Here is a 25036-nt window from a genome sequence, read left to right as displayed (position 1 = left end):
TTTCAGAGCTAGTTTTGAATAGGGCCATTACAATTGGTTTTTTTATCTGAGCTAAGCTGAAAACACCGACTGCGATTATTTTAAGAACTGCGACAGAAAACCGCGACTGAACACTGAAAATCACCTATTCCCAGCCCTAATAATATCGGCAAAGAGTCCGGAAGCCGTCACGTCGGCCCCAGCGCCTGCACCTTTGATAATCATGGGTTGTTCAGGGTAGCGCAAGCTGTAAAACATGACAATATTGTCTTTGCCTTCCAAATTGTAAAAGGGATGGCCTCGCGGAATTTCCTTCAAACCCACTTTGGCCTTGCCTTCATTGAACTCTGCCACGTATTTGAGTTGCGAGTCATTCGCCTTCGCAGAAGCATAGAGCTTTTGAAAATGCGCTTCGTCTTCGATCAGGGTCTCATAAAATGCGTCTACCGAGTCACTTTCCAAGTTGTTCTTCGTCAAAAAAGCATCGTTTTCAATATCCTCAAGATTCATTTTTGTACCGCTTTCCCTAGCTAAAATGAGAATTTTACGCGCTACATCCACACCGCTCAAATCGATTCTTGGATCTGGTTCTGTATAGCCTTCCTTTTGCGCTTGTTTCACAACATCATGAAATTTGGTGCTATCGTCAAAATGGTTGAACACAAAATTGAGACTTCCCGATAAAACCGCTTGGATGGAAGTGATCCTATCACCCGAAGCAATGAGATTATTTAAGGTGTCAATTACCGGTAAACCGGCACCAACATTGGTTTCAAATAAGTAAGGGGCGTTGTATTTGCGCGATAAATCCTTGAGCTCCCTGTAATTTTCAAAATCACTGGAACAGGCGATTTTATTACAGGCCACCACTGCAATGTTTTGCTTTAGGTAGGCTGGGTACAGTTTAGGAATGGCATCATTGGCAGTCACATCCACAAAAATACTGTTGCGAAGGTTAAAGTCTTTGGCACGGTCCAGAAAGCCTTCCAATGAGGCTGTCTCACCATTGGCCAATTGGTCTTTCCAATTTTTAAGATCGAGGCCAGTTTCATCAAAAACCATGGTTCTGGAATTGGAGAGGCCAACCACCTTCATTCTGGTTTTTAAATGTTCCTTTAAATAAGATTTTTGCTGTGCAATTTGTGCCACCAATTTTTGACCTACATTCCCAACGCCAGTGATAAAGACGTTGAGCTGTTTGGTTTCGGTTTCAAAAAATCGTTCGTGTAGTGTGTTCAAAGCTTTTTTGACGTCTTTTTCGGCAATGACCGCAGAGATGTTCCTTTCAGAAGCACCTTGCGCAATCGCTCTAATGTTAATATTATTTTTTCCGAGGGTACTGAACATTTTTCCGCTTATCCCTTGATGGCTCTTCATGCGGTCGCCCACCAAAGCTATGATGGAAAGCTGTGATTCCATAATTATTGGATCAATTTTATTCAGGGAGATTTCATTCTCAAAGGTAAAATCGATCGCCGCTTTAGCCAAAACGCCATCCTTATCATCGATTCCGAAGCAAATGGAGTGTTCTGAAGAGGCTTGGGTTATAAAAATCACATTGATTCTTTCTTGCGCCAAGGTTTCAAACAAGCGTTTTGAAAATCCGGGAATGCCAACCATCCCATTTCCTTGCAGGGTAAGTAAGGCCACATTATTGATGTTGGAAATCCCTTTAACCGGACTTGTGGACTTGCCGGCATCATTGGAAATGGTGGTGCCGGCAGCTTCAGGATGCTGTGTGTTTTTAATATGAATGGGAATGTTGAGTTTCAAAACCGGTTGCACGGTTGGCGGATACAGTACTTTAGCACCAAAATGGGATAATTCCATCGCTTCTTGGTAAGACAGGCTTTCAATGGGATAGGCTTGTTTGACCAATTTAGGATTGGCGGTGAACATGCCACTTACATCGGTCCAAATTTCCAATCGGTTAACCTTGAGTGCCGCAGCAGCGATGGCTGCAGTAAAATCTGAGCCACCTCTGCCTAAAGTTGTAATTTCTCCAGTGAGCGATTTTGAAATAAAACCGGGCATGATGGTAATGCGTTGTGTAGCTTGTTCAAAATACGTTTTTATGTTGGTATTGGTTTGTTCATAAACCACGTCGGCCTTGGTAAAGTTGGAATTGGTAACAATCAACTCCTGACTGTTTTTGCGAAGTGCTTCCATACCCCGGCTTTTCATGGTTTCGGTAATGATGTAGGAGGAGAGGAGTTCTCCAAAACTCACTAATTTATCAGAGGTTTTTGGCGATAACTCATTAATGAGGAAGATACCATCCAACAAGCTTCTTAGCAGTTGTAGTTTGGCCTCCAATTGTTTTAGAATGACCTCGTTTTTAGAGGGAATCAATTCCAATAAAATAGAGCTGTGGATTTGCTTTATGGCATCAAACTCTGAAATGTAGTTTTCGTTTTTTGCTTGGGCAAAGTTTCCAGCTTTTAGCAAGCGATCGGTAATGCCACCAACTGCTGAAACCACACAGATCAAGCGATCTTCTTTGGCATATTTATCTAAAACCGAAATGACTTTGTTGATGTTCTCTGCAGACCCTACCGATGTTCCTCCAAATTTTAAAACGTTCATGTATTGATTGATTTTACGGTTGAATAATACGAGTTTTCCGATTTGATTTGGAAATTGCGCCTGTAAACCACAATTGGCAATCCCATAAAAAAAGCCGCCGATTTTGGAGACCATTTTTTGAAATTTCTTCGGAATTGTTAGTTCTATTTGTCATGACAAACCTCCCAAATGTATTATTTTTACTATTATAAAAAAACTTAAGCGAGCTATTTTGCGTTATTTTCAGTTTAAAGCTGATTTAGTTTTTATTACAACTTCTTGAACGTACAATATTGATGATTTCATAACCAATTTAAATAGTAGAAATGAAAATCTTTTCAAAGCAACAAATTTACGAGGGCGATAAACTTACCGCGAAAAAACAAAATATCACTTCCACAGAATTGATGGAGCGTGCGGGGATTCAGATTTTCAATTGGCTGAATGTGAGAATGCAGGGCGCCCAAGTGCCTGTTCATGTTTTTTGTGGCATTGGTAACAATGGAGGTGATGGGTTGGTAGTGGCGAGACATTTAATTGCTCATGGATATAACGTCAATACTTATGTTGTAAATTATAGCAGCACGCGCAGCAAGGACTTTTTGAATAATTACGATCGCATAAAGGAGTCTACAAAAAAATGGCCGCATATGCTAGACAAGGATTCTGACCATCCTGAAATCCATAAAGATGATATCATCATAGATGCCATCTTTGGGATTGGTCTCAACCGATCGGTAGATGCTTGGGTAAAACAATTATTCCAGCACTTTAGAAAAAGTGAGGCCTTTACCTTGGCCATAGATATCCCCTCAGGTTTGAATGTCGATAAAGTGCCCAAAGATGAAAATGACCTGGTTTGGGCTAATTACACTTTGAGTTTCCAGGCGCCTAAATTGGTGTTTTTTTTGCCCGAAACTGCAAAATACATTGGGCAGTGGGAAGTGCTCGATATTGGGATCGACATCGAATACCTTTCCAATACAGAAACCGCAGCAGAACTAATTGGCAAAAACGAGGTACTTAGCATTTATAAACCTCGTGAAAAATACTCACATAAAGGCACTTATGGCCATAGCTTGATTATAGGAGGTAGCCACGGCAAAATTGGTGCTGTGGTCTTATCCAGTCGTGCCGCACTGTCTATAGGGGCAGGAATGGTCACGGCTTTTGTTCCAGAATGTGGTTATCAAATTGTACAGACGGCATTTCCAGAGGCCATGGTGCTTACCGATGCCACCGAAACTAAAATCACCAACATCACTTTTGACATTGAACCCAGCGTCATTGGGATTGGTATGGGCATGGGTACTGATGCTGAAACCACCAATGCTCTAAAACAGTTTTTGAAGCACAATACAATTGCCTTGGTCATTGATGCCGATGCTTTGAATATCCTTTCAAAGCATAAGGAGTTGCTGGAGGCATTACCTGCAAAAACCGTGTTGACACCACATCCCAAGGAACTGGAACGCTTGATAGGCAAATGGAAAGGCGATTTCGATAAGCTTAAGAAGGTCAAGGCCTTCTCTGAGAAATATGATTGTATTGTGGTTGTCAAGGGCGCTAACAGCATCACGGTTTATAAGGATAAATATTTTGTCAACACAACGGGCAACCCTGGCATGGCGACGGCAGGAACAGGCGATGTGCTCACAGGCGTTATAACCGGTTTGATCTCTCAAGGTTACGAACCTTTGAAAGCAGCGATATTCGGGATTTATCTCCACGGAAAATCGGCAGATATTGCCATTGAGAATTTAGGGTATCAAAGTATGATTGCATCGCATATTATTGAGAGCTTAGGTAAAGCCTATATCGATCTCTTCCAACAACCAGAACCGCAACAAACGGAAGCAGAACACGCTCAAGAAGAAAGCCCTAAACAAAAACGCTAAGATCCTAAATTAAAAATGCCACTCCGTTTTGAGTGGCATTTTAGGCTTAAAGCATCTTCGATTTATATATTACCCGATGCTGCTGTGTCAAATTTCTTATTTTTCCGAAGCTATGAAATTCCAGAAAAAGCAAAATTCATTACTTACATTTTCAGTTCCGATTCCAATAATTCGGTAAGTTTAGGGTCTGATGGTCTTGGAGCATCTGCACTAACGATATTACCTTGTGGATCTATCAAGATAAACCTAGGGATGCCTTTGATGCCATAATCCTTAATAAATTTTGAGTTCCAATTATTATCTGCGAATAATTGCATGCCTCCCAATTCCATATCTGTTACCATTTTATTCCAAGCAGCGTGGTCTTTGGCTTGGTCAATGGACGTGCTCACAAACTCCACATTTTGGCCTTGGAATTTTTTCTCAACTTCTTTCAAGAACGGGATTTCTCGTTTGCATGGTGCGCACCAAGTCGCCCAAACATCAACGTAAACATATTTTCCTTTTAAATCGCTTAATGAGGTCTCGCCACCTTTGTGGTTTTCATAATTCACAAATTGTGGTGATGGATTGCCTTTGACCAATATTTTATTTAAATCAAAAGTTTCGGTCAAACTCGTTTTGATTTTTTCATCGGTAGTGTTCTCTATAAACATCTCATAAATCCCTTTCATGTTTTCATTTCCTGCGGTTATGAGGAAGCCTCCCAAATAGCTAATGACATCATTTTTTAACGCTTGTATTTCGATGTCTTTAATGACTTTGAGATCTTCAGCGCTTACCGATGCAATGTCATTGCCAATAGTTTCGAACATGTTGTCCATAGTCGCTTTAAACGCCATTTGTTGGTAGCTTTTTGAATTTCTATAAGCCTTTGGGTCATTATAGCTCATGTTTTTCAATGCTTCAGGAAAGAACTCATCAGAAACCTCAAATCTTTGTTTTTTGGTATAATAAGCGTGGCTTTGCTTGTAAGATTGCAGTAAGGCATATTGGTCATAAACTAAATTCTGTTTCTCAGTCTCTAAAAAATCGGTATCCACATCTTTTAAGCCCTGTAGTGTTGCTTCATGTCCTTTTTTCATTTCAGCCAACTTATTTTTAAATCCCTCTTCCTCTAATGAGTAGAACTCTACAGAATTTTCCATTACACTTTGGTCGTTCAACGATTTTTTTGCCAAGTAGTTATTTTCATTGGCGCCGTTGCCGGTGTAGGTTATGGATTCATCAAATTTAGTGGCATCAATCACTACATTCACACTATCCCCTTTACTCAAATACATGGGTGTGAATTCTCTTCCAATTGTCAATGTGTAGAATCCACTTTCTGGGATTCTCAATGTATCTGCAAATGTGCCATCGGCAGCGAGCTTAATCTCTGCATTATAGTCACCTGCATTCAAACTGGCTTTTTGTGCCTTTGTGTTTTTGATTGATCCTGTCAACAGTGCGTAGTCAACTTTGGTGTCTTTCTGGCATGCCACAATGGATAAGGCGCATAGCGCTAATAATAATTTTTTCATTTTTAAAAAATTTAGTTCCCCAAATGTAATGGATTATAGAATTTTAGCAGACATTTTATTAATTATTAACATTTTTTGCTTACTCTATATGGATTGTTCAATTTTGAGCTGAAATTATAAGTTATGAAAGAAACACATTACATATCCACTGAAACCTTAGACATAGAGACCATAAGAGACCTCATACTATTTGATAAAAAAATTTCGCTTTCCAAAGCTTCGGAAGAAAAAATTCTCAATTGCCGAAATTATTTGGATGATAAGGTAGCGAAAGAGGAATCTGCAATATACGGAATCAACACAGGCTTCGGTTCCTTATATAATGTAAAGATATCTAAGGACAAGTTGGTGCAGCTTCAGGAGAACCTCGTCATGTCACATGCCTGTGGTATTGGGGACAAAGTGCCAGAGCCGATCGTGAAGCTCATGCTTTTTCTCAAAATACAATCCTTGAGTTATGGCCATAGTGGTGTGCAGCTTCAAACCGTGCAGCGACTTATCGATTTTTATAATAACGATGTTTTACCTGTAATTTATACCCAAGGTTCTTTAGGAGCTTCAGGTGATTTGGCACCATTGGCACATTTGGCGCTTCCGCTCTTGGGCAAAGGCGAGGTATATTTTAAGCAGAAAGTTACTGATGCTAGCGTAGCTTTAGCGCACTTCAGTTGGTCTCCAATAGAATTAAAGTCTAAAGAAGGTTTGGCACTTTTGAATGGTACCCAGTTTATGAGTGCCTATGGGGTGCACCTGCTCATCGCATCTTATAAGTTGTCATACATGGCAGATTTGATTGGTAGTATGTCTCTAGAGGCCTTTGATGGTAGGATTGAGCCATTCAAGGCCTTGATACATTTGGTAAGGCCTCATAAGGGGCAATTAAAGACGGCAGAGCGCATTAGGGAATTTTTAGATGGCAGTGAACTGATCTCACAAAAAAAGCAGCACGTTCAAGACCCTTATTCCTTTCGATGCATGCCACAGGTGCATGGCGCTACAAAGGATACCTTAGATTATGTAAAGAAGGTGTTTATTACTGAAATCAATTCAGTAACCGATAACCCAAATATTTTTGTTGCTGATGATGAAATTATTTCCGGCGGAAACTTTCACGGTCAACCCTTGGCTTTGGCATTGGACTATCTCAAAATTGCCATGGCAGAATTGGGAAATATCTCCGAGCGCCGAACCTACCAGCTGGTTTCAGGCCTTCGCGGTCTGCCCATGTTCTTGGTGGATAATCCCGGCTTAAATTCTGGGTTTATGATTCCGCAGTATACTGCCGCAAGCATTGTGAGCGCCAACAAACAACTGGCTACTCCTGCTAGTATAGACAGTATTGTTTCCAGCAATGGGCAGGAGGACCATGTGAGCATGGGGGCAAATGCTGCTACTCAGGCACATCAACTTATAGTGAACGTCAACCGTATTTTGGGAATTGAATTACTCAATGCCTCACAAGCCTTGTTTTTTAGAAAACCCGTTCAATCTTCTCCATTTATAGAATCCTTTTTAAAGACCTATAGAACTGAAGTCAAATTTGTGAGCGAGGATCAAATTCTACACAATTTGATTAAAGCTTCGGAAGGATTTTTAAAGAATATGCACATTGAAAACAATTTGTTGTTCGATTAAATACCAAAAATAATGTTAAGATGTAGATTTCTGAAAAATCAAAGATTTATCTATTGAAATGTTTGGCAGACACCATTTTAAAGTATATATTTGAGATAGCAAGAACATTGATTCGGTTTTAGAACCTACGTTTTTTAACAAGAATTTGATGATTTTCCATACTTACCTTAAAAATTGTTTAATAGCAAAACAATTGATTTTTAGCAAAATTATTTATTAGTATTTATCATTATGGGTTTTGCCTATGGGCTTATATCTCGTTTTGATAATTCATTTGAAGCTTTCACAACTGCATTTTTGCATTGTTGTTTTTGCCGGCAATACGTGTATTGTCATTTATAAATCAAATAATTTAATTTAAATCAAAATGTTATGTTTATGAGCAATTTTACCAAAACTGCTGGTGACGTCAAGGTTAGACGCGCCAACAAAGATGTATGGTGTTGTAGCACTGGACTTTTAACTAGATTTTCAAAAAGCATGAAAGCGATCGCTTTTGTAATGCTTTTTATGTTTAGTTACGGCACCACGCTAGCACAAGAAAAACCAATCGAACTAGCTAAAAACGCCTTGCGCACTTTAGTGCAAGAAACTTCAAGATGCGGCGAAACAGGCCGATGTGGTGAGGCAATAAACGGCTGTATTAGCGATGCGCCCGATGCGCCAACCGCAGAAGAAGTTCAAATTCAACTTCAACCAATTTTATTTGCATCAGTAGGTACAATTTTTGTTACCCATGCTGAGAGTGTAGCCGGCGATAATTGTGAATGGACAATTACGCATACCTATACTGTAACTTGTGACGACGGATTTCTCTTCGACCTTCCTATAGAGTATTTCGGTGGCGATGATATAGCTCCTGTAGTCGCAACAGAAGAAACTGGCGGTGATTTGGGCTGTAATCCAGACATGCCTTCTCCAATATTTACTGCTACCGATAATTGCAGTGATTTGATTGAGGTAATGGTTACCTTTGGTCCTATCCAAGAAGATGGATGCTTTAGGTCACAAACCTTTACTGCAACTGCAATGGATTTTTGTGATAATGAAGCAGAACCTGTATCTGTTACTTATACTTGGACTCAAGATACCGAGGCTCCTCTCATCGCAGCAGGAGATGGCGGTGATTTGGGATGTAATCCAGAAGTTATTCCTTTTCCAGAATTTACAGCAACCGATAATTGCGGACAAATAGAACCATCTGTTGAAGTTGGAGATGTCGTGGCTGATGGCTGCTCCATGTCACAAACTTTTACAGCTACCGCTGTAGATGGATGTGAAAATCAAGCTGAACCAGTATCTGTAACTTATACGTGGACAGAAGATACCGAAGCTCCTGTGATTGAGGCAAGTGAGGGCGGCGATTTAGGTTGTAATCCAGAAGTGATTCCTACCCCAGATTTTTTTGCAACTGACAATTGTGGTCTGGTAGAAGTTGATATTGATACTGATGGACCAGAACAACTAGACGAATGCAGCTGGACACAAACCTATACCGGAACTACTGTTGATGCTTGTGGAAACCAAGCTGAACCAGTATCTGTCACTTACACTTGGACCATTGATACCGAAAAGCCTGTGATTACACTTGCTTCTGATGGAGACGGCGATGGTGATGGCGATGGTAATGGTGATGGAGATGGCGAAGACTGCACTGGTTCTTTCGTAATATCTTATTCTCCAGGTGGAACTAAAAGTGGTAATCCAATTGCAGGAAACCGCATGGATCCTACCAAAGCACTCGGAGCACCTCAAAATGACAATAGCTTAAATTTCGTTTCCCTTGGTTACGGCGGTGAGATCGTTATTGGTTTTGCTGGTCAAGTGGCTAATAATCCAGGAAATGATATATCTGTATTAGAAACCTCTTTCGGAGACGTAAGTTTTGATATTTATCCAGAGAGTGCAGACATCTATGTTTCAATGGATGGTGTTACTTTTTACCTGATAGGTACAGACTTTACTAATATTTTTGGAAACTATGATATCAGTAATGCATCTGCAACTTTGCCATACATCACGCAAGTCAAGATTATCGATACTACCCCAGCCGGCTCAGTTTCTGAGGATGGTTATGATTTAGATGGTATTGTAGCTTTAAGTGGCTGCCCAACTGGTTCTGGTGACCCTGATAATGATTTGGGTTGTAACCCATCTACTGAGGATTTGAATCCAACGTTTATCGTAACAGATAATTGTTCGGAAGGAGTAGCAACGGTAACCACCGAAGGCCCAATGGCTGATGAGGATGGTTGTGGTTTCTCTCAAACCTTTACTGCAAATTATACCGATGATTGTGGAAACGTTGCAGATCCTGTAAGTGTAACTTATACATGGACAGTAGATCTTGAGCTTCCTGTGATTGCCACAGACGCTGAAGATATGGATCTTGGCTGTAACCCAGAAGAGGGTGAGTTTGGCATGCCATCATTTACGGTAACCGACAACTGCACTGCTGAACTTGAAGCAAATGTTGAAGCCGGTAATCTAATTGAAGATGGTTGCTTTAGATCCATAACTTATACTGCCACAGCGCAAGATGAGTGCGGAAACAATGCAGAACCATTAAGTGTGACTTACACTTGGACTTCAGATAATGAAGCGCCAGTAATCACTCCTTTGGAAGATGTAGTTCTTGAATGTAACCCAGGAGAATTCGATTTCCCAGTGTTTGAAGCTACAGATAATTGTGAAGTGGATATGCCAACAGTAACCCCAGGAGAAATTATGGTCGATGGCTGTAACTGGTCACAGATTTTTACTGCTGATGTTACTGATGCCTGCGGAAATATAGCAGAGCCAGTGACTGTTACTTATTCTTGGACAGTTGATACCGAAGTACCCGTTATTTCATTAGGTACTGATGGTGATGGTGATGGTGATGGAGACGGAGATGGAGACGGAGATGGCGATGGAGATGGCGAAGACTGCAATGGTTCTTCTGTAATATCTTATAATCCTGGTACCACCAAAAGTGGTGGAGCAATTGCACCAGACCGTATGGATCCTACTAAAGGACTTGGAGCACCACAAAATGATGACACCTTAAATTTTGTAACTCTTGGTTACGGCGGTGAAATCGTTATTGGTTTCCCTGGAAGAGTCTATAACAATTCAGGAAATGATATTTCTGTTTTGGAAACTTCTTTTGGAGATGTAGATTTCAGTGAATATCCAGAGTCAGCTGAAGTATGGGTTGCCATGGAGGATGGTGTCTTTTACCAGATTGGTCAAGACGTAACCAATGCTTTTGGAGATTTCGATATTAGTGATGCATCAGCACCTTTGCCTTACATCACGCAAGTGAAATTATTAGATAATACACCAGCGGGCTCAACGTCTCAAGATGGATATGATCTAGATGGTATTGTCGCAATAAATGGTTGCTCTGATTCTTCTGGTGATAATGATAACGATTTGGGATGTAACCCATCTGTTGAAGATATAGAAGCGCCAAACTTTGTGGTAAGCGATAACTGTTCAGAAGGTGAAGCAATAGTGACCACTGAAGGTCCAGTTGCTGATGTTGAAGGTTGTGGTTTTTCTCAAACCTTTACTGCAAATTACACCGATGATTGTGGAAACGCTGCTGAAGCTGTAAGTGTAACTTATACTTGGACAGAAGATCTTGTTGCGCCTGTAATTATGACAGCTGCTGAAGATATGGATCTTGGCTGCAACCCTGAAGAGGGTGCGTTTACCATGCCGTCATTTGATGTTAGCGACAACTGTATTGCAGAGATTGCAGCAGATGTTGCAACAGGTGACATTGTAATGGATGGTTGCTTTAGATCCATAACGTATACTGCCACCGCGCAAGATGCGTGTGGAAATGATGCCGAGCCTGTAAGTGTTACTTACACTTGGACAATGGATAACGATGATCCAACAATTGATGTTGCAGCGGAACCATTAATGTTAGAATGTGATGGTGAAGGCAATGTGGATGGAATCAATACTTATTTAGCCAATCATGGATACGCAGAAGCGAGCGATGCTTGTGGTGATGTAGAATGGTCTCATGAAGTTGGCGGTCCGGTTGGAACCAATTGTGATGTTACTATTGAAGTGACATTCACTGCAACAGATGGCTGTGGTAACACTGCTTCTACAGTAGGAACAATTACCATCACAGACTCTCAAGGTCCAGCATTTGATGAAATTCCTGATAATGTCATTGTTCAATGTATTGAAGATGTTCCTGCACCAGCAGACATTACTGCAACAGATGTTTGTTCCGGTGATGCTATGGTTGCGAGTTCAGATTCTAGCGAAGGCGATGATTGTAATTTGACAATCACTCGTACTTGGGTAGCAACTGACGTTTGTGGTCTTACAACAGAATATGATCAAATCATTACTGTTGCAGATACCACTGCACCAGTGATTGCATGTCCTGACTCTAGTGAAGATGATCGCATTGTGATTGATCCTTCAATAGATTGTACAGATAGTTTTGCAATCGTTGACTTCCTTAACGTTCAATTGGAAGATAATTGTTCTCCTACTAAAGATGCAGTGCCATCTTATATAGTGAGAGTAAGTGATCTTTACAATACATTACCAGATGGTTCTATTGTAGTTCTAGGAACGCTTACTTACGCAGCTGGTCATAATGTAGATGACTGCGGAAATGTAGCAGAGGATGATTGTGTGGTTTATTTCGAATACATAGAATCTCCATCCGATTCAGGAGGCTTGAAAAGTGCAGATATCTGTAAAACTACAGAGTACTTTGACGGAAGAGCTCGAGTTTCTGAACGTTGTAATGGTTTAGAAGTAACTGATGTAGCATTTACTGCATATCCTGTTCCATTTGAAAATGAGATCAATATTGGGTATTCGTTTGATTACGATACCAAGATAGCGATCAAAGTTTATGATACTAGAGGTGTCGTGGTTTCAGAAGTTAATACTGATAACTACATCGCCGGAACTAAAGGTAATACCACTATAGATCTTTCTAGAGTTGCTACTCAGATGCTCTATGTTAAGTTGGAAACCGATAGGGGAGAAATGATTAAGAAAATCGTTTCCTCTGGTAAGTAGTAAATTAAATAATTAGGGAAACTCCCTAAGGGTAATTTTAAAGGCAGCTAATTTTTAGCTGCCTTTTTTTATGCTTACTTATAGCGAGTGCTTAAATTTTGATGCATGCTTTGATCTTTCAAATGGCAACTAAAAAGTCTTGAACCCTTATTGGATTATGAAGAAGACGTTTTTTAGAAGACATGCTTTATGAATTAGGATTATCTTTTGACTTAAATCCCTCCAGAGGGTTTTATTCCCCGTGGGTTGCCTCGATATACAAAGAACATTTTTGAATTCATACCTTGTGGGCTTGCCCCGAGGTTATTGATTTTTCCCGACCTTCACTATTCTAGGTCAAAGAAATTTTCGGAACTATTTTACGATACCGGCTTTAATTTGAAGGGTATCCAATTCTGCTGAAGCATGGATGCACCCGAGGTTTCTTTATTTCAAATCAGGGTGATTTATATACTGTCTAACTTAAATTTTTCATAAAATTTCATAAGATTAAAAGGGAATTGTCCTGAGACCAAGGGAAACTAAGTGATCATGATTCTTTACCAGACCAATGTTAGCTGAAATACTAGAAGTGCGTGGTGGTTAGCTGGTGTTCAACTTATGAACTTTGTGTAAGTTTCTATGTTGTAAGGCATCTATTTCGATTGGGGAATATTGATTTCCGTTTAAACTTATGGTTATAAGTCCGACAAAAAAAAAGATATCATTCAAAATCAAGGTGTGGTACTTCAACTGAATATGTTGAGTTTGAGATGAGTTATAAGATTGGAGCACGTTTAATGTTTTTCGATCAATGCATTTGACCAGTTGATGGCTTCGGGCAAATTTTCGAAGACCTCGAAAGGCTTATTGAAGAATAATTTTTCTACTTGAGCATTGTTCTTTGCTAAAAAATTAGACGATACAACACAAAACCCAATCAGGTTTTTAATTCGCGATGTAGCTTCATAGACGGACGGGTCCACTGCATAAGAATTAATACGGTGGGTAATATAAACAAAGGGCCTGTCTTTAAAATAAGATTGCGCAATATCTACCAATACCGTGTTTTTGAGCTTGTCCACAACCTCGCCTTCATTAACTATGACTATGACAAAGTTGTCATGAATTTGAACATGACCAAATTTGTATTTCAATAGGGATCTCATAATTAAGATAATAAATAGAAGTTTATAAAAATAAAAAAGCCCCTCAAAATAGGGGCTTTTAAATAAAGTGTTGATGTATTAGGATTTTGACTCTTTTTCAGAGCCTACAATTGTTACCTTCAATTTCTCGTTTTCAGCATCAGGGTCAGTATCCATTAATATGGTATCACCATCATGTAATTTGGAATTGATGATTTCTTCAGCAAGCGCATCCTCAACATACTTTTGTATGGCACGTTTTAGTGGTCTGGCACCGTACTCCTTGTCAAATCCTTTATCGGCAATGTATTCCTTAGCCTCGTTAGTGAGTTTGAGTTCATAGCCTAGATCCTTGATTCTTGCGATAAGTTGGGATAACTCAATCTCGATGATCTTATTGATATCTTCTTTTTCAAGAGCATTGAATACCATGACATCATCTATTCTGTTTAAAAATTCTGGTGCAAAAGCTTTCTTCAAAGCATTTTCTATAACGCTTCTCGTATTGTCGCCTACTTGAGCAATTTTTGCAGCGGTTCCAAAACCTACGCCTTGACCAAAATCCTTAAGTTTTCTTGCCCCAATATTTGAGGTCATTATGATTATGGTATTCCTAAAATCAATCTTTCTACCCAAACTATCAGTAAGATAACCATCGTCAAGAACTTGCAATAGCATATTAAAAACGTCTGGATGGGCTTTTTCAATTTCATCCAACAAGATTACCGCATAAGGTTTGCGTCGAACTTTCTCAGTCAATTGACCGCCTTCTTCATAACCCACATATCCTGGAGGTGCACCTACCAATCTTGAGATCGCAAATTTCTCCATGTACTCACTCATATCAATTCTAACAAGTGCATCTTCCGAGTCAAACAACTCGCGAGCTAGAACCTTGGCCAATTGAGTTTTACCAACTCCTGTTTGACCTAAAAAGATAAAAGAGCCAATTGGTTTATTTGGATCTTTAAGCCCAGCACGATTACGTTGGATAGCTTTCACTACCTTAGAAACTGCTTCATCTTGACCAATGACTTTGCCTTTGATCAATTCTGGCAGCTGCGCAAGCTTATTGCTTTCCGTTTGAGCGATACGGTTTACAGGAATGCCGGTCATCATGGAGACCACATCTGCAACATTATCTTCCGATACGACTTCTCTGTGTAGCTTGGTATCTTCCTCCCATTTTTCTTGGGCAATGGCGAGTTCTTTTTCTAGTCGTTTTTCATCGTCTCTCAACTTCGCGGCCTCCTCGTATTTTTGTTTTTTGACTACCGAATTCTTTGTTTCCTTGACATCTTCTAACTTTTGTTCAAGTTCAAGGATTTGTTTTGGCACTTCAATATTGGTAATGTGCACACGAGAACCTGCTTCATCCAAAGCATCAATGGCTTTATCTGGTAAAAAGCGATCGGTCATGTACCTATTGGTTAATTTCACACAGGCTTCAATAGCTTCTTGAGTGTAGTCAACGTGGTGATGCTCTTCGTATTTGCCTTTGATGTTGTTGAGGATCTCTATTGTTTCTTCAACTGTGGTTGGCTCAACGATTACCTTTTGGAAACGACGCTCCAAAGCACCGTCTTTTTCAATATATTGACGGTACTCATCTAAAGTAGTGGCGCCAATACATTGAATTTCGCCTCGGGCCAAAGCAGGTTTGAACATGTTTGACGCATCTAAACTTCCTGTGGCGCCACCGGCACCAACAATGGTATGAATCTCATCAATAAATAAAATAATGTCTTCGTTTTTTTCTAGTTCGTTCATGACGGCTTTCATGCGCTCTTCAAACTGTCCGCGATATTTGGTGCCAGCAACCAAACTAGCAAGATCTAATGTGACCACGCGTTTATTGAATAGTATTCTTGAAACCTTTCGCTGTACGATTCTAAGTGCTAAACCTTCAGCAATTGCCGACTTACCAACACCTGGTTCCCCTATTAATAAAGGGTTGTTTTTCTTTCTTCGGCTTAATATTTGGGAAACGCGTTGTATTTCCTTCTCACGGCCTACAACAGGATCCAACTTGCCGTCTTCAGCCATGACCGTTAGATCCCTTCCGAAGTTATCCAGAACAGGTGTTTTAGACTTCTTGGTCGATTTCGTTGAGGTTTGACCAAACGGATTTTGTTTGGCATCATCACCATCGCGACCATCATCCTCAGAAAAAGATTCAGCCTTTGGCAGATCTATAAAATCATTGTCGTTTGTGATCATAAACTTGAATTGTTCTTTAACGTTATCATAATCCACCTTCAGTTTATTTAAAAGCTTCGTGGTGGGGTCGTTTTCGTTTCTCAATATACAAAGCAATAAGTGAGCCGTGTTAATTGAGGAACTTTGAAACAGCTTCGCCTCTAAAAACGTGGTTTTTAAAGCGCGTTCTGCTTGTCTTGTTAGGTGTAAGTTCTTTTTGTCGTTAGAAGAGACCACAACATTTGAATTGGCGGGACTCAAAATCTCGACCTTCCTTCGTAGGTGGTTGAGGTCAATCTCGAGTGCTGCCAATATATCAATTGCCTTCCCATTGCCATCTCTAAGTAAGCCGAGCATGAGATGTTCGGTTCCTATAAAATCATGGCCTAGGCGAAGGGCTTCTTCTTTGCTAAATGCGATTACATCCTTAACTCTTGGGGAAAAATTGTCATCCATAGTAATTTCTTTCTGCATTAAAAATAATAAAATCTATTGTAATAAGGCAAAAACTATACCTTATTTATGTAGGTAGCACTAATAGAGTTAAAAAACTTCAGAAAATCAAAAAATCATAGATATTACTTATTAAAAATATACACTGCCAATGTTAATAAGAATTTCTAAAAACGCGCTTAAAACGCCTAGAAACATGCTTAAATTGGTTATCTTAGCACGTTTTGAAAAACCACAAAAAATAATACTTATAATTTATGCAACAAGAAGAGAAACTGATTCCTATAAATATTGAAGATGAAATGAAGTCGGCATACATTGATTATTCAATGTCAGTCATTGTGTCACGTGCATTACCTGATGTGCGAGATGGTTTAAAGCCAGTGCACAGACGGGTGTTGTTTGGTATGCATGAACTAGGAGTGAGATCAAATACTGCACATAAAAAATCGGCAAGAATTGTTGGTGAAGTTTTAGGTAAGTACCATCCACATGGTGACACTTCCGTTTATGATGCCATGGTGCGTATGGCCCAGGAATGGAGTTTGCGCTATATGTTGGTGGATGGCCAAGGAAACTTTGGTTCTATTGATGGTGACAGTCCTGCAGCGATGCGTTATACAGAGGCCAGAATGCACAAGATTTCTGAAGAGATGTTGGCCGATATCGATAAGGAAACGGTTGATCAAAAGCTTAATTTTGATGATACCTTACACGAGCCAACCGTTTTGCCAACCCGTATCCCAGGGCTATTGGTTAATGGAGCATCTGGTATCGCTGTGGGTATGGCAACAAACATGCCACCACATAATTTAACTGAAGTTATAGACGGTACAATTGCTTATATAGAAAACAACGATATCGAGATTGATGAGCTTATACAACACATCAAGGCACCAGATTTTCCTACCGGTGGTATTATTTATGGATATGATGGCGTACGTGAAGCTTTTAAAACTGGGCGTGGACGAGTTGTCATGCGCGCCAAGGCGATCATAGAAGAGGTGCAAGGGAAGGAATGCATCATTGTGACAGAAATTCCTTACCAAGTGAACAAGGCAGATATGATCAAAAAGACTGCCGACTTGGTCAATGACAAGAAAATTGAAGGCATTTCTTTAATCAGGGATGAATCTGATAGAAATGGAATGCGCGTTGTCTATATACTTAAGCGCGATGCTATACCCAATATTGTATTGAATATGTTGTATAAATATACAGCATTGCAATCTTCATTTAGTGTCAATAATATCGCTTTGGTAAAAGGGCGACCACAATTATTGAACTTAAAGGAGATGATTCACTATTTCGTGGAGCATAGACATGAGGTCGTAGTGAGGCGTACCAAATACGAATTGCGCAAAGCGGAAGAGAGAGCACATATTCTTGAAGGACTAATAATTGCTTCAGACAATATAGATGAAGTGATCGCCCTTATTCGAGCGTCGTCAAATGCTGAAGAAGCACGTGGAAAATTGATAGCCCGTTTTGAATTGAGCGAAATTCAGGCAAAAGCCATCGTAGAAATGCGATTACGTCAATTGACCGGCCTGGAGCAGGATAAACTGCGTACAGAATATGAAGAATTGATGAAAACCATTGAGGATTTGAAAGATATTCTTGATAAACAAGAGCGTCGTTATGACATTATCAAGGAAGAACTTTTGGTCATCAAAGAGAAATATGGTGATGAGCGCCGCTCGGTCATAGAATATGCTGGAGGAGATTTAAGTATTGAGGATATGATTCCAGATGAGCAAGTGGTCATTACCATTTCACACGCTGGTTACATAAAAAGAACGTCTTTGGCAGAATACAAAACTCAAAATAGAGGTGGAGTTGGCCAAAAAGCATCCACTACCCGTAGTGAGGATTTTCTAGAGTATCTATTTGTAGGCACCAATCACCAATACATGTTGTTCTTTACCCAAAAAGGCAAATGCTTTTGGATGCGTGTTTATGAAATCCCAGAAGGAAGTAAGACATCAAAGGGTAGAGCCATTCAAAATCTAGTCAATATTGAGCAGGATGATAAGGTCAAGGCATTTATATGCACCCAAGATCTTAAAAATGAAGACTACATTAACAGCCACTATGTCATAATGGCAACCAAAAAGGGACAGGTTAAGAAAACATCTTTGGAGCAATATTCTAGACCAAGAACCAACGGAATCAACGCCATTACCATCAAGGAAGATGACGAGTTGTTGGAAGCTAAATTAACAACTGGCAACAGCCAAGTGATGCTGGCACTGAAGTCTGGCAAAGCAATTCGATTTGAAGAAGCGAAAACAAGACCAATGGGACGTAATGCATCTGGCGTAAGAGGTATTAGGTTGGCAAATGATAAGGACGAAGTCATTGGCATGATTGCCATTGAAGAGTCTCAAGAGGAATCCGTTTTGGTGGTTTCTGAAAAAGGCTACGGAAAACGAAGCTATATCGATGACCCAGAAGATGGTGAGGCGGTTTACAGGATAACCAACCGTGGGGGCAAAGGTGTCAAAACCATCTCAATTACAGAAAAAACCGGGCATTTGGTGGCCATTAAAAGTGTGACCGATGAAGATGATTTAATGATCATCAACAAATCAGGGATTGCAATTAGAATGGCGGTCAACGAATTGCGGGTTATGGGACGTGCAACACAAGGTGTCAAACTTATTAATTTGAAGGGTAACGACTCTATTGCAGCAGTGGCCAAAGTGATGAAGGATGAAGAGGAAATTGAAGATGACATTTTGATAGACGACACCATTGATACTACCGACTCTCAAGACGATGGCACAGATGTTGATGATTCTAGCAACGAAGAAGAATAAAAAAAATCAATTTACTAATACTAAAAATTAAAACGTAATGAAAAATCAATTGATAATTGTAATGGCCTTGTTATTCGGTACATTCTCTTTTGCTCAAAAAAGTGAGTTAAGAGATGCAGATAAGGCAATAGGATCTGGTAACTATGCCGATGCGAAATCGGCTTTGGCGATTGCTGAGCCAATGATCGCTGGTGCAGATGAGAAAACACAAGCGAAGTATTACTTTTTAAAAGGTCAGGCACTTTTTGCAAACGGCACTGGCTCCAATGCTGATATTGATAAGGCCATCGAAAACTTTGAAAAAGTAAAGGTCATAGAAAAACAATCAGGAAAGGAAAAATATTCTTCTGAGATTGATGACTTGAAACTTGAAATGATCAACGGTATTCTATCCAAAGCGAATACAGCGCTACAAAGTGAAGAATACATAAAATCTTCATCAGGTTTTGAGCAAGCTTATAGAATGTCTTCTAAAGATACATTGTATCTCTATTATGCGGCATCTACAGCAGTGACAGCTCAAGATTATAAGACCTCACTAAAATTATATGAGGAGCTTAGGGACCTTGGCTATCAAGGTGTTGCCATGGAGTACTACGCCACCAATAAGGAATCGGGCGAAGAAGAGGCTTTTGATAACAAAAATTTGAGAGATATGTCGGTAAGATCGGGATCTCATATTGCGGCAAAGGATAAAAAGACCGAATCTAAAAAAGCAGAGATCGTTAAAAATATTGCATTAATTCACTTGAGCAATGGCGATGACGTAAAAGCGCTCGGAGCCATGGAAGATGCCAGAGCAGCAAATCCAGATGATTTAGGCTTGTTGATTTCTGAGGCAAATGTTCAATTAAAAATGGGCAATAAAAAACGCTTTAAAGAATTGATGGAAGAGGCCACAACCAAAGATCCCAACAATGCGGAACTACAGTATAATCTTGGTGTGATTGCAGCTGAGGCTGGTGAAAAGGAAGCTGCTCAAAAGTATTATGAAAGAGCTATTGAGTTGGAGCCGTCCTATTCAGATGCCTATACCAATTTGTCTGTATTGATGCTTTCTGGAGAAGCTGAACTAGTTGAAGAGATGAATTCCTTGGGTACTTCGGCTAAAGATAATAAGCGTTATGATGAATTGCGTGACCAACGTGTTCAACTGTATAAGAGTGCCATCCCATATTTGGAGACTGCACTTAAGCTTAAGCCAAATAACATTGAAGCTGCCAAAACCCTTATGAATATTTATAGTATCACATCAGATACCGATAAGTTCAAGACGATGAAGGCTCAAGTTGAAAGTATGGAAGCAGGAAATTAAAATTTCTTAGGCCACAACAAAAGAGCGATTTACTTAAAGTAAGTCGCTCTTTCTTTTATTGATCGCCACTATTTGTTTTGCCTCTCTGGCGAAAAACACATAAAGCAACTTCTGTGATATGTATGTGATTAGGAGTTTTGACTAAATTAAAGGGTTGCTTTTAAGTGAGCCATTCCCCGGGTAGTATACTGGTCACTGCAAACTAGCAAATTAATAAATACATCGCGCGATTTACTAGTTGTGATTGAAAGCGCTTGCTTCGGAAGCATCTAAACTTTTAAATAATCTTTTTTATCACCCGTAGCTTATGGGTGTGCACATTTCTTTCAGCATTGTAAATTCCGGAATGATCCAATCGGTCAATTCTTACTTTTCCGTGGGCATGGATGATGTAATTGTCTTCCATGATGATGCCCACATGTATGATTTCGCCATCATTGTTATCAAAAAAAGCCAAATCACCGGCTTCACTCTCCTCAATAAAACTTAAGGGCTGACCCTGTTTAGATTGCTGCGAGGCATCTCTTAGCAAATGATAGCCGTTGAGTTTGTAAACCATTTGTGTAAAACCTGAGCAATCTATGCCAAATGGCGTTTTGCCTCCCCATAAATAAGGGGCATTCAAATATAGAAACGCTGTGGAAACCAAATGGTCTTTTTTATTGGTTGCCCGTGTTAACTTTCCATCATAATGATGTTTCATCAATTCAAGTCCGTTTAAAGAGGATCCCAAAGGAATGGTTGTTAATTGGTGTTGCTGGTCTTGGACAACCTCTAATAAATCGCTGCTCATGATTGGATCTTGAGAACAAATGCTTGCAAAATCGGTTTCTGAAATTTCAATGTATTGCTTATTGTCAACCCAGCCTTCGTAAGTATCGTAGGCCAATTGAATTTTGCTCCAATATTTGCGTTGCTCGATGACCTTAAACACTTCCCCATACAAAATTTGTGATACCAATTCACTTTTGTCTGAAGGTTCTGCCCTTAAGGGAACAATGCTAAGGTTGCAAATAGCGTAAAGCATCGAATTTTAGTTTCGTTCTATGACCATTGCCGAAGCACCTCCACCACCATTGCAAATAGCGGCAGCCCCTATTTTAGCATTATTTTGCTGAAGCACACTTAATAAGGTAATCATAATCCTAACACCAGAGCAGCCTAGGGGATGCCCTAAGGAAACTGCACCGCCATTAACATTGACGTTACTGTCATCAAGCCCAAGGATTTTCATATTTGCCAAGCCCACAACCGAAAAGGCTTCATTGAATTCAAAGAAATCAACATCTTCAAGTTTGAGATTTGCCTTGTCCAGGGCTTTGGGTAGCGCTTTGGAAGGTGAAGTGGTAAACCATTTTGGTTCCTGTGCTGCGTCGGCATAACTTCTTATGGTGGCCAATGGTTTTAGCCCTAATTCGTCAGCCTTTTCACGACTCATCAAAACCATGGCGCCGGCGCCATCATTTATGGTAGAGGCATTCGCGGCGGTTACAGTCCCATCTTTCGTGAAAGCGGGTCTCAATGATGGTATTTTTTCTAATTTCACATTGGTGAATTCTTCATCTTTGGAAACAATGATGGCATCACCGCGACGTTGAGGTACTTCTACTGGTACTACTTCATCATCAAATTTCCCATTCGCCCAAGCTTCCGCAGAGCGCTTGTAGGATTGTATGGCATAATTGTCTTGGTCTTCTCTTGAGAATTTATATTCTGTAGCACAAGCATCTGCGCAAACGCCCATGGCATTGTTATCATAGGCATCAACCAAGCCATCTTTTTGCATCCCGTCTTCCATAGTGGCAGGTCCAAACTTATTGGAGGTTCTCGCATAATAATAGTGAGGTATTAAACTCATGTTTTCCATACCTCCAGCAACAACAATATCGGTATCTCCAAGTGCAATGGATTGCGCGGCTTGCATTAAGGCTTTCATGCCCGAAGCACACACTTTATTGATGGTTGTACAGGGTACCGTTTCTGGTAGACCAGCGTAAATGGCAGCTTGTCTTGCGGGAGCCTGGCCTTCGCCTGCCTGCACAACGTTGCCCATGATCACTTCATTAACAAGTGTTGGGTCTAATTTAATTTTATCTAAAGCGCCCTTTATGGCAATTGCGCCCAATCTAGGTGCAGGAACTGTTGATAAACTTCCTAAAAAACTTCCAATTGGCGTACGTGCAGCCGATACGATTACAACTTCTCTACTCATGCTTTATGTATTTTATTAAACTCCTACAAAACTAGTCATTTTTTGCTTAATTTTTGGCATGATAATCATAACATCAAATCGATGTTGCACATTATTTCCTTACTTTTGGATGAGATCAACGATTTTTACCTAGAAAATTAAATTCATGTTGCTTACCTATAATTGATGAAAGATTTAGTGAATAAATGGTATAAAAACCATGCCTTCTTATACAAGATCCTGCTATTTATTAGTACCACGATCTTGATCGTATACCTGTTTCCAAAGAGCGGTAAATTTAAATATGACTTTGATAAAGGAAAACCTTGGCAATCAGAGAATCTCTACGCACCTTTTGATTTTGCCATTAAGAAATCTGCTGAGGAATTAGAAAAAGAACAGTTGGAGGTTTCAGAAAACAGTCCGGTTTATTTTGAAATCGATCTCGCTGTGAAACCGCAGGTTTATAAAGCTTATGACGATAAATTTAAGACCGCATTCACAGATAGTGTCTTAAAAGCCAATCCTGAATTAAAAAATGTAGGGATAGCTGCGTTGGATAAGATATATGCGGTTGGTCTCTTAGATGAAAATTATGATTATGTGGCCTATAAGGAGGTCATTATTCTTGAAGATCAAACTCAAAAAACACGTACCGAATTTTCCAAACTAACAGCGTTTGATGGTTTTAAGAAATTCATTGGAACCGAGCTGCGAAGCAAGAATGATTTGCGTTTCAAGACTGCTTTTGTCTCCATGTTTTTTGATATTGTGAAACCCAATCTGGCCATAAACAAATCGCTAACCCAAAGTTCTATAAAGGAAAAATTAGACGCCATTTCATTGGTAAGGGGCAGTGTTGAGAAGGGAACCTTACTCATCTCTAAAGGCGAGATAGTTGAAGGCAATAAGTACGATGTCCTTAAATCCTTGGAAGCCGAATATGAGTCACAGGTCTGGTCTGCCTCAGACTATAACTTGGTGATTTTTGCTTATGCGCTTTTGGTGGCTCTGGTGTTATTGATGTTGCTGTTATTTTTGAGAAAATATAGAATCGAGGTGTTCATGGACAATACCAAGGTCACTTTTATTTTCTTCAATATTTTATTGATGATTTTGTTGACCACGTTGATCGTAAATTATAATGCCCAATATGTTTACGTAATACCATTATGTATTCTGCCATTGGTCTTGAAGGCCTTTTTTGATGCAAGGCTAGGCTTATTTGCCCATGTGCTCACCATTTTACTCTTGGGTTTTATTGTTCCAAAAAGCAATGAATACATTTTCCTTCAAATCATTGCAGGCATTGTCACGATTTTAACGGTATCAGAGTTGTATAAACGTGCAAATCTCTTTATTTCAGTGGGGCAGATAACGCTCATTTATATCATTTCCTATTTTGCGTTTTATGTCATTCATGAAGGGAGCTTAGACAATATTGATTTTACCACTTTTGGTTTATTCGTGATCTGTGGCTTGGCAACATTATTTGTGCAACCTTTGATCTATATATATGAAAAACTCTTCGGTCTGGTCTCAGATGTGTCTTTACTGGAACTTTCAGACACCAACACCAAGCTGTTGAAAGAATTGTCAAACAAGGCTCCTGGAACTTTTCACCATTCCTTGAATGTTGCGAATTTGGCAGAGGCTTCTGCCAACGAAATTGGGGCTAATGCCATGCTCATCAGGGTAGGGGCATTATACCATGATATTGGTAAGATGAAGAATCCAACTTTTTTCACTGAAAACCAGGCCACAGGTTTAAACCCTCATGATGAACTGGCTCCCCGGGAAAGTGCAAAAATCATTATTGACCACGTGATCAATGGCATTGAAACCGCCAAGAAAAATAATTTGCCAGACCGTGTAATCGATTTTATTAGAACCCACCATGGTACCAGTTTGGTTTATTATTTCTACATGAAGGAAAAAGGGATGGATGAGGATACTACCGAAGATGACTTTAGGTATCCGGGGCCTCAGCCTTTTAGCAAAGAGACCGCAATTTTAATGATGTGCGATAGTGTGGAGGCAGCTTCAAAAAGTTTGAAAGATCCTACTTCCTCCAAAATAGACAAATTTGTTGAGACCATTATCGCTAAACAAATGGAAGATGGGCAGTTCTTAAATGCTAACATAACGTTCAAGGAAATACAAATTATAAAGAAGGTTTTGAAATCTAAATTGGCAAATATATTCCATTTGAGAATTGAATATCCTGAGTAACAGATGCTTCGTAAAAATGTTTAAAAATAGTTGTGATGTTGTTTTTGA

12 protein-coding genes are annotated in these 25036 nt (G+C 39.7%); 6 read left to right on the top strand and 6 right to left on the bottom strand.

The window, feature by feature from the left end:
• Positions 1-120 precede the first annotated feature (120 nt).
• Positions 121-2565, bottom strand: a complete 2445-nt coding sequence (gene thrA / locus ESY88_RS04130) for a bifunctional aspartate kinase/homoserine dehydrogenase I (protein ID WP_147084803.1) — start codon at positions 2563-2565, stop codon at positions 121-123.
• A 305-nt stretch (positions 2566-2870) separates the two neighbouring features.
• Here thrA and ESY88_RS04125 point away from each other — a divergent pair, with 305 nt between their 5' ends.
• Positions 2871-4442, top strand: a complete 1572-nt coding sequence (locus ESY88_RS04125) for an NAD(P)H-hydrate dehydratase (protein ID WP_147084744.1) — start codon at positions 2871-2873, stop codon at positions 4440-4442.
• Between the two features lie 143 nt (positions 4443-4585).
• On the opposite strand, the gene ESY88_RS04120 is transcribed toward ESY88_RS04125, so the two are convergent.
• Positions 4586-5965: a TlpA family protein disulfide reductase gene (locus ESY88_RS04120; protein ID WP_147084743.1), complete on the bottom strand. Its 1380-nt coding sequence runs from the start codon at positions 5963-5965 to the stop codon at positions 4586-4588.
• A 123-nt stretch (positions 5966-6088) separates the two neighbouring features.
• Here ESY88_RS04120 and hutH point away from each other — a divergent pair, with 123 nt between their 5' ends.
• Both hutH and ESY88_RS04110 read left to right on the top strand, forming a co-directional pair.
• The gene (gene hutH, locus ESY88_RS04115; RefSeq protein WP_147084742.1) at positions 6089-7600 is read left to right on the top strand and encodes a histidine ammonia-lyase; all 1512 of its coding nucleotides are present in this window, start codon (positions 6089-6091) and stop codon (positions 7598-7600) included.
• Between the two features lie 378 nt (positions 7601-7978).
• The gene (locus ESY88_RS04110) at positions 7979-12649 is read left to right on the top strand and encodes an HYR-like domain-containing protein (RefSeq protein ID WP_147084741.1); all 4671 of its coding nucleotides are present in this window, start codon (positions 7979-7981) and stop codon (positions 12647-12649) included.
• Between the two features lie 776 nt (positions 12650-13425).
• Here ESY88_RS04110 and ESY88_RS04105 read toward each other — a convergent pair.
• Together ESY88_RS04105 and ESY88_RS04100 are read right to left on the bottom strand one after the other, a co-directional pair.
• Entirely contained in the window at positions 13426-13797 is a 372-nt protein-coding gene (locus tag ESY88_RS04105) for a hypothetical protein (protein WP_147084740.1), read from the bottom strand.
• Positions 13798-13875: 78 nt separating this feature from the next.
• Positions 13876-16431, bottom strand: a complete 2556-nt coding sequence (locus ESY88_RS04100; RefSeq protein ID WP_147084739.1) for an ATP-dependent Clp protease ATP-binding subunit — start codon at positions 16429-16431, stop codon at positions 13876-13878.
• Positions 16432-16685: 254 nt separating this feature from the next.
• On the opposite strand from ESY88_RS04100, the gene gyrA reads away from it, so the two are divergent.
• Positions 16686-19250: a DNA gyrase subunit A gene (gyrA, locus tag ESY88_RS04095; RefSeq protein WP_147084738.1), complete on the top strand. Its 2565-nt coding sequence runs from the start codon at positions 16686-16688 to the stop codon at positions 19248-19250.
• Positions 19251-19287: 37 nt separating this feature from the next.
• Entirely contained in the window at positions 19288-20565 is a 1278-nt protein-coding gene (locus ESY88_RS04090) for a tetratricopeptide repeat protein (RefSeq protein WP_147084737.1), read from the top strand.
• Between the two features lie 277 nt (positions 20566-20842).
• Here ESY88_RS04090 and ESY88_RS04085 read toward each other — a convergent pair whose 3' ends face one another.
• Both ESY88_RS04085 and ESY88_RS04080 read right to left on the bottom strand, forming a co-directional pair.
• On the bottom strand, positions 20843-21592 hold the full coding sequence (locus ESY88_RS04085) for a C40 family peptidase (protein WP_147084736.1): 750 nt from the start codon (positions 21590-21592) through the stop codon (positions 20843-20845).
• A 6-nt stretch (positions 21593-21598) separates the two neighbouring features.
• On the bottom strand, positions 21599-22777 hold the full coding sequence (locus tag ESY88_RS04080) for an acetyl-CoA C-acyltransferase (protein ID WP_147084735.1): 1179 nt from the start codon (positions 22775-22777) through the stop codon (positions 21599-21601).
• Between the two features lie 165 nt (positions 22778-22942).
• Between ESY88_RS04080 and ESY88_RS04075 the strand changes: the two genes are divergently transcribed.
• Positions 22943-24988, top strand: coding sequence for an HD family phosphohydrolase (locus tag ESY88_RS04075; protein ID WP_147084734.1), 2046 nt, complete (start codon positions 22943-22945; stop codon positions 24986-24988).
• The last annotated feature ends 48 nt before the right edge of the window (positions 24989-25036 follow it).

This window comes from Subsaximicrobium wynnwilliamsii (genome assembly GCF_007997225.1).
Classification (GTDB): domain Bacteria; phylum Bacteroidota; class Bacteroidia; order Flavobacteriales; family Flavobacteriaceae; genus Psychroserpens; species Psychroserpens wynnwilliamsii.
Note: the sequence above shows the minus strand (reverse complement) of the source record. Positions and strands in the feature narration are given on the sequence as shown.

Bases quoted from the DNA above. Each gene is read 5' to 3' on its own strand.
- thrA (WP_147084803.1), bottom strand. From the start codon at position 2,565: ATGAACGTTTTAAAATTTGGAGGAACATCGGTAGGGTCTGCAGAGAAC.
- ESY88_RS04125 (WP_147084744.1), top strand. From the start codon at position 2,871: ATGAAAATCTTTTCAAAGCAACAAATTTACGAGGGCGATAAACTTACC.
- ESY88_RS04120 (WP_147084743.1), bottom strand. From the start codon at position 5,965: ATGAAAAAATTATTATTAGCGCTATGCGCCTTATCCATTGTGGCATGC.
- hutH (WP_147084742.1), top strand. From the start codon at position 6,089: ATGAAAGAAACACATTACATATCCACTGAAACCTTAGACATAGAGACC.
- ESY88_RS04110 (WP_147084741.1), top strand. From the start codon at position 7,979: ATGAGCAATTTTACCAAAACTGCTGGTGACGTCAAGGTTAGACGCGCC.
- ESY88_RS04105 (WP_147084740.1), bottom strand. From the start codon at position 13,797: ATGAGATCCCTATTGAAATACAAATTTGGTCATGTTCAAATTCATGAC.
- ESY88_RS04100 (WP_147084739.1), bottom strand. From the start codon at position 16,431: ATGGATGACAATTTTTCCCCAAGAGTTAAGGATGTAATCGCATTTAGC.
- gyrA (WP_147084738.1), top strand. From the start codon at position 16,686: ATGCAACAAGAAGAGAAACTGATTCCTATAAATATTGAAGATGAAATG.
- ESY88_RS04090 (WP_147084737.1), top strand. From the start codon at position 19,288: ATGAAAAATCAATTGATAATTGTAATGGCCTTGTTATTCGGTACATTC.
- ESY88_RS04085 (WP_147084736.1), bottom strand. From the start codon at position 21,592: ATGCTTTACGCTATTTGCAACCTTAGCATTGTTCCCTTAAGGGCAGAA.
- ESY88_RS04080 (WP_147084735.1), bottom strand. From the start codon at position 22,777: ATGAGTAGAGAAGTTGTAATCGTATCGGCTGCACGTACGCCAATTGGA.
- ESY88_RS04075 (WP_147084734.1), top strand. From the start codon at position 22,943: ATGAAAGATTTAGTGAATAAATGGTATAAAAACCATGCCTTCTTATAC.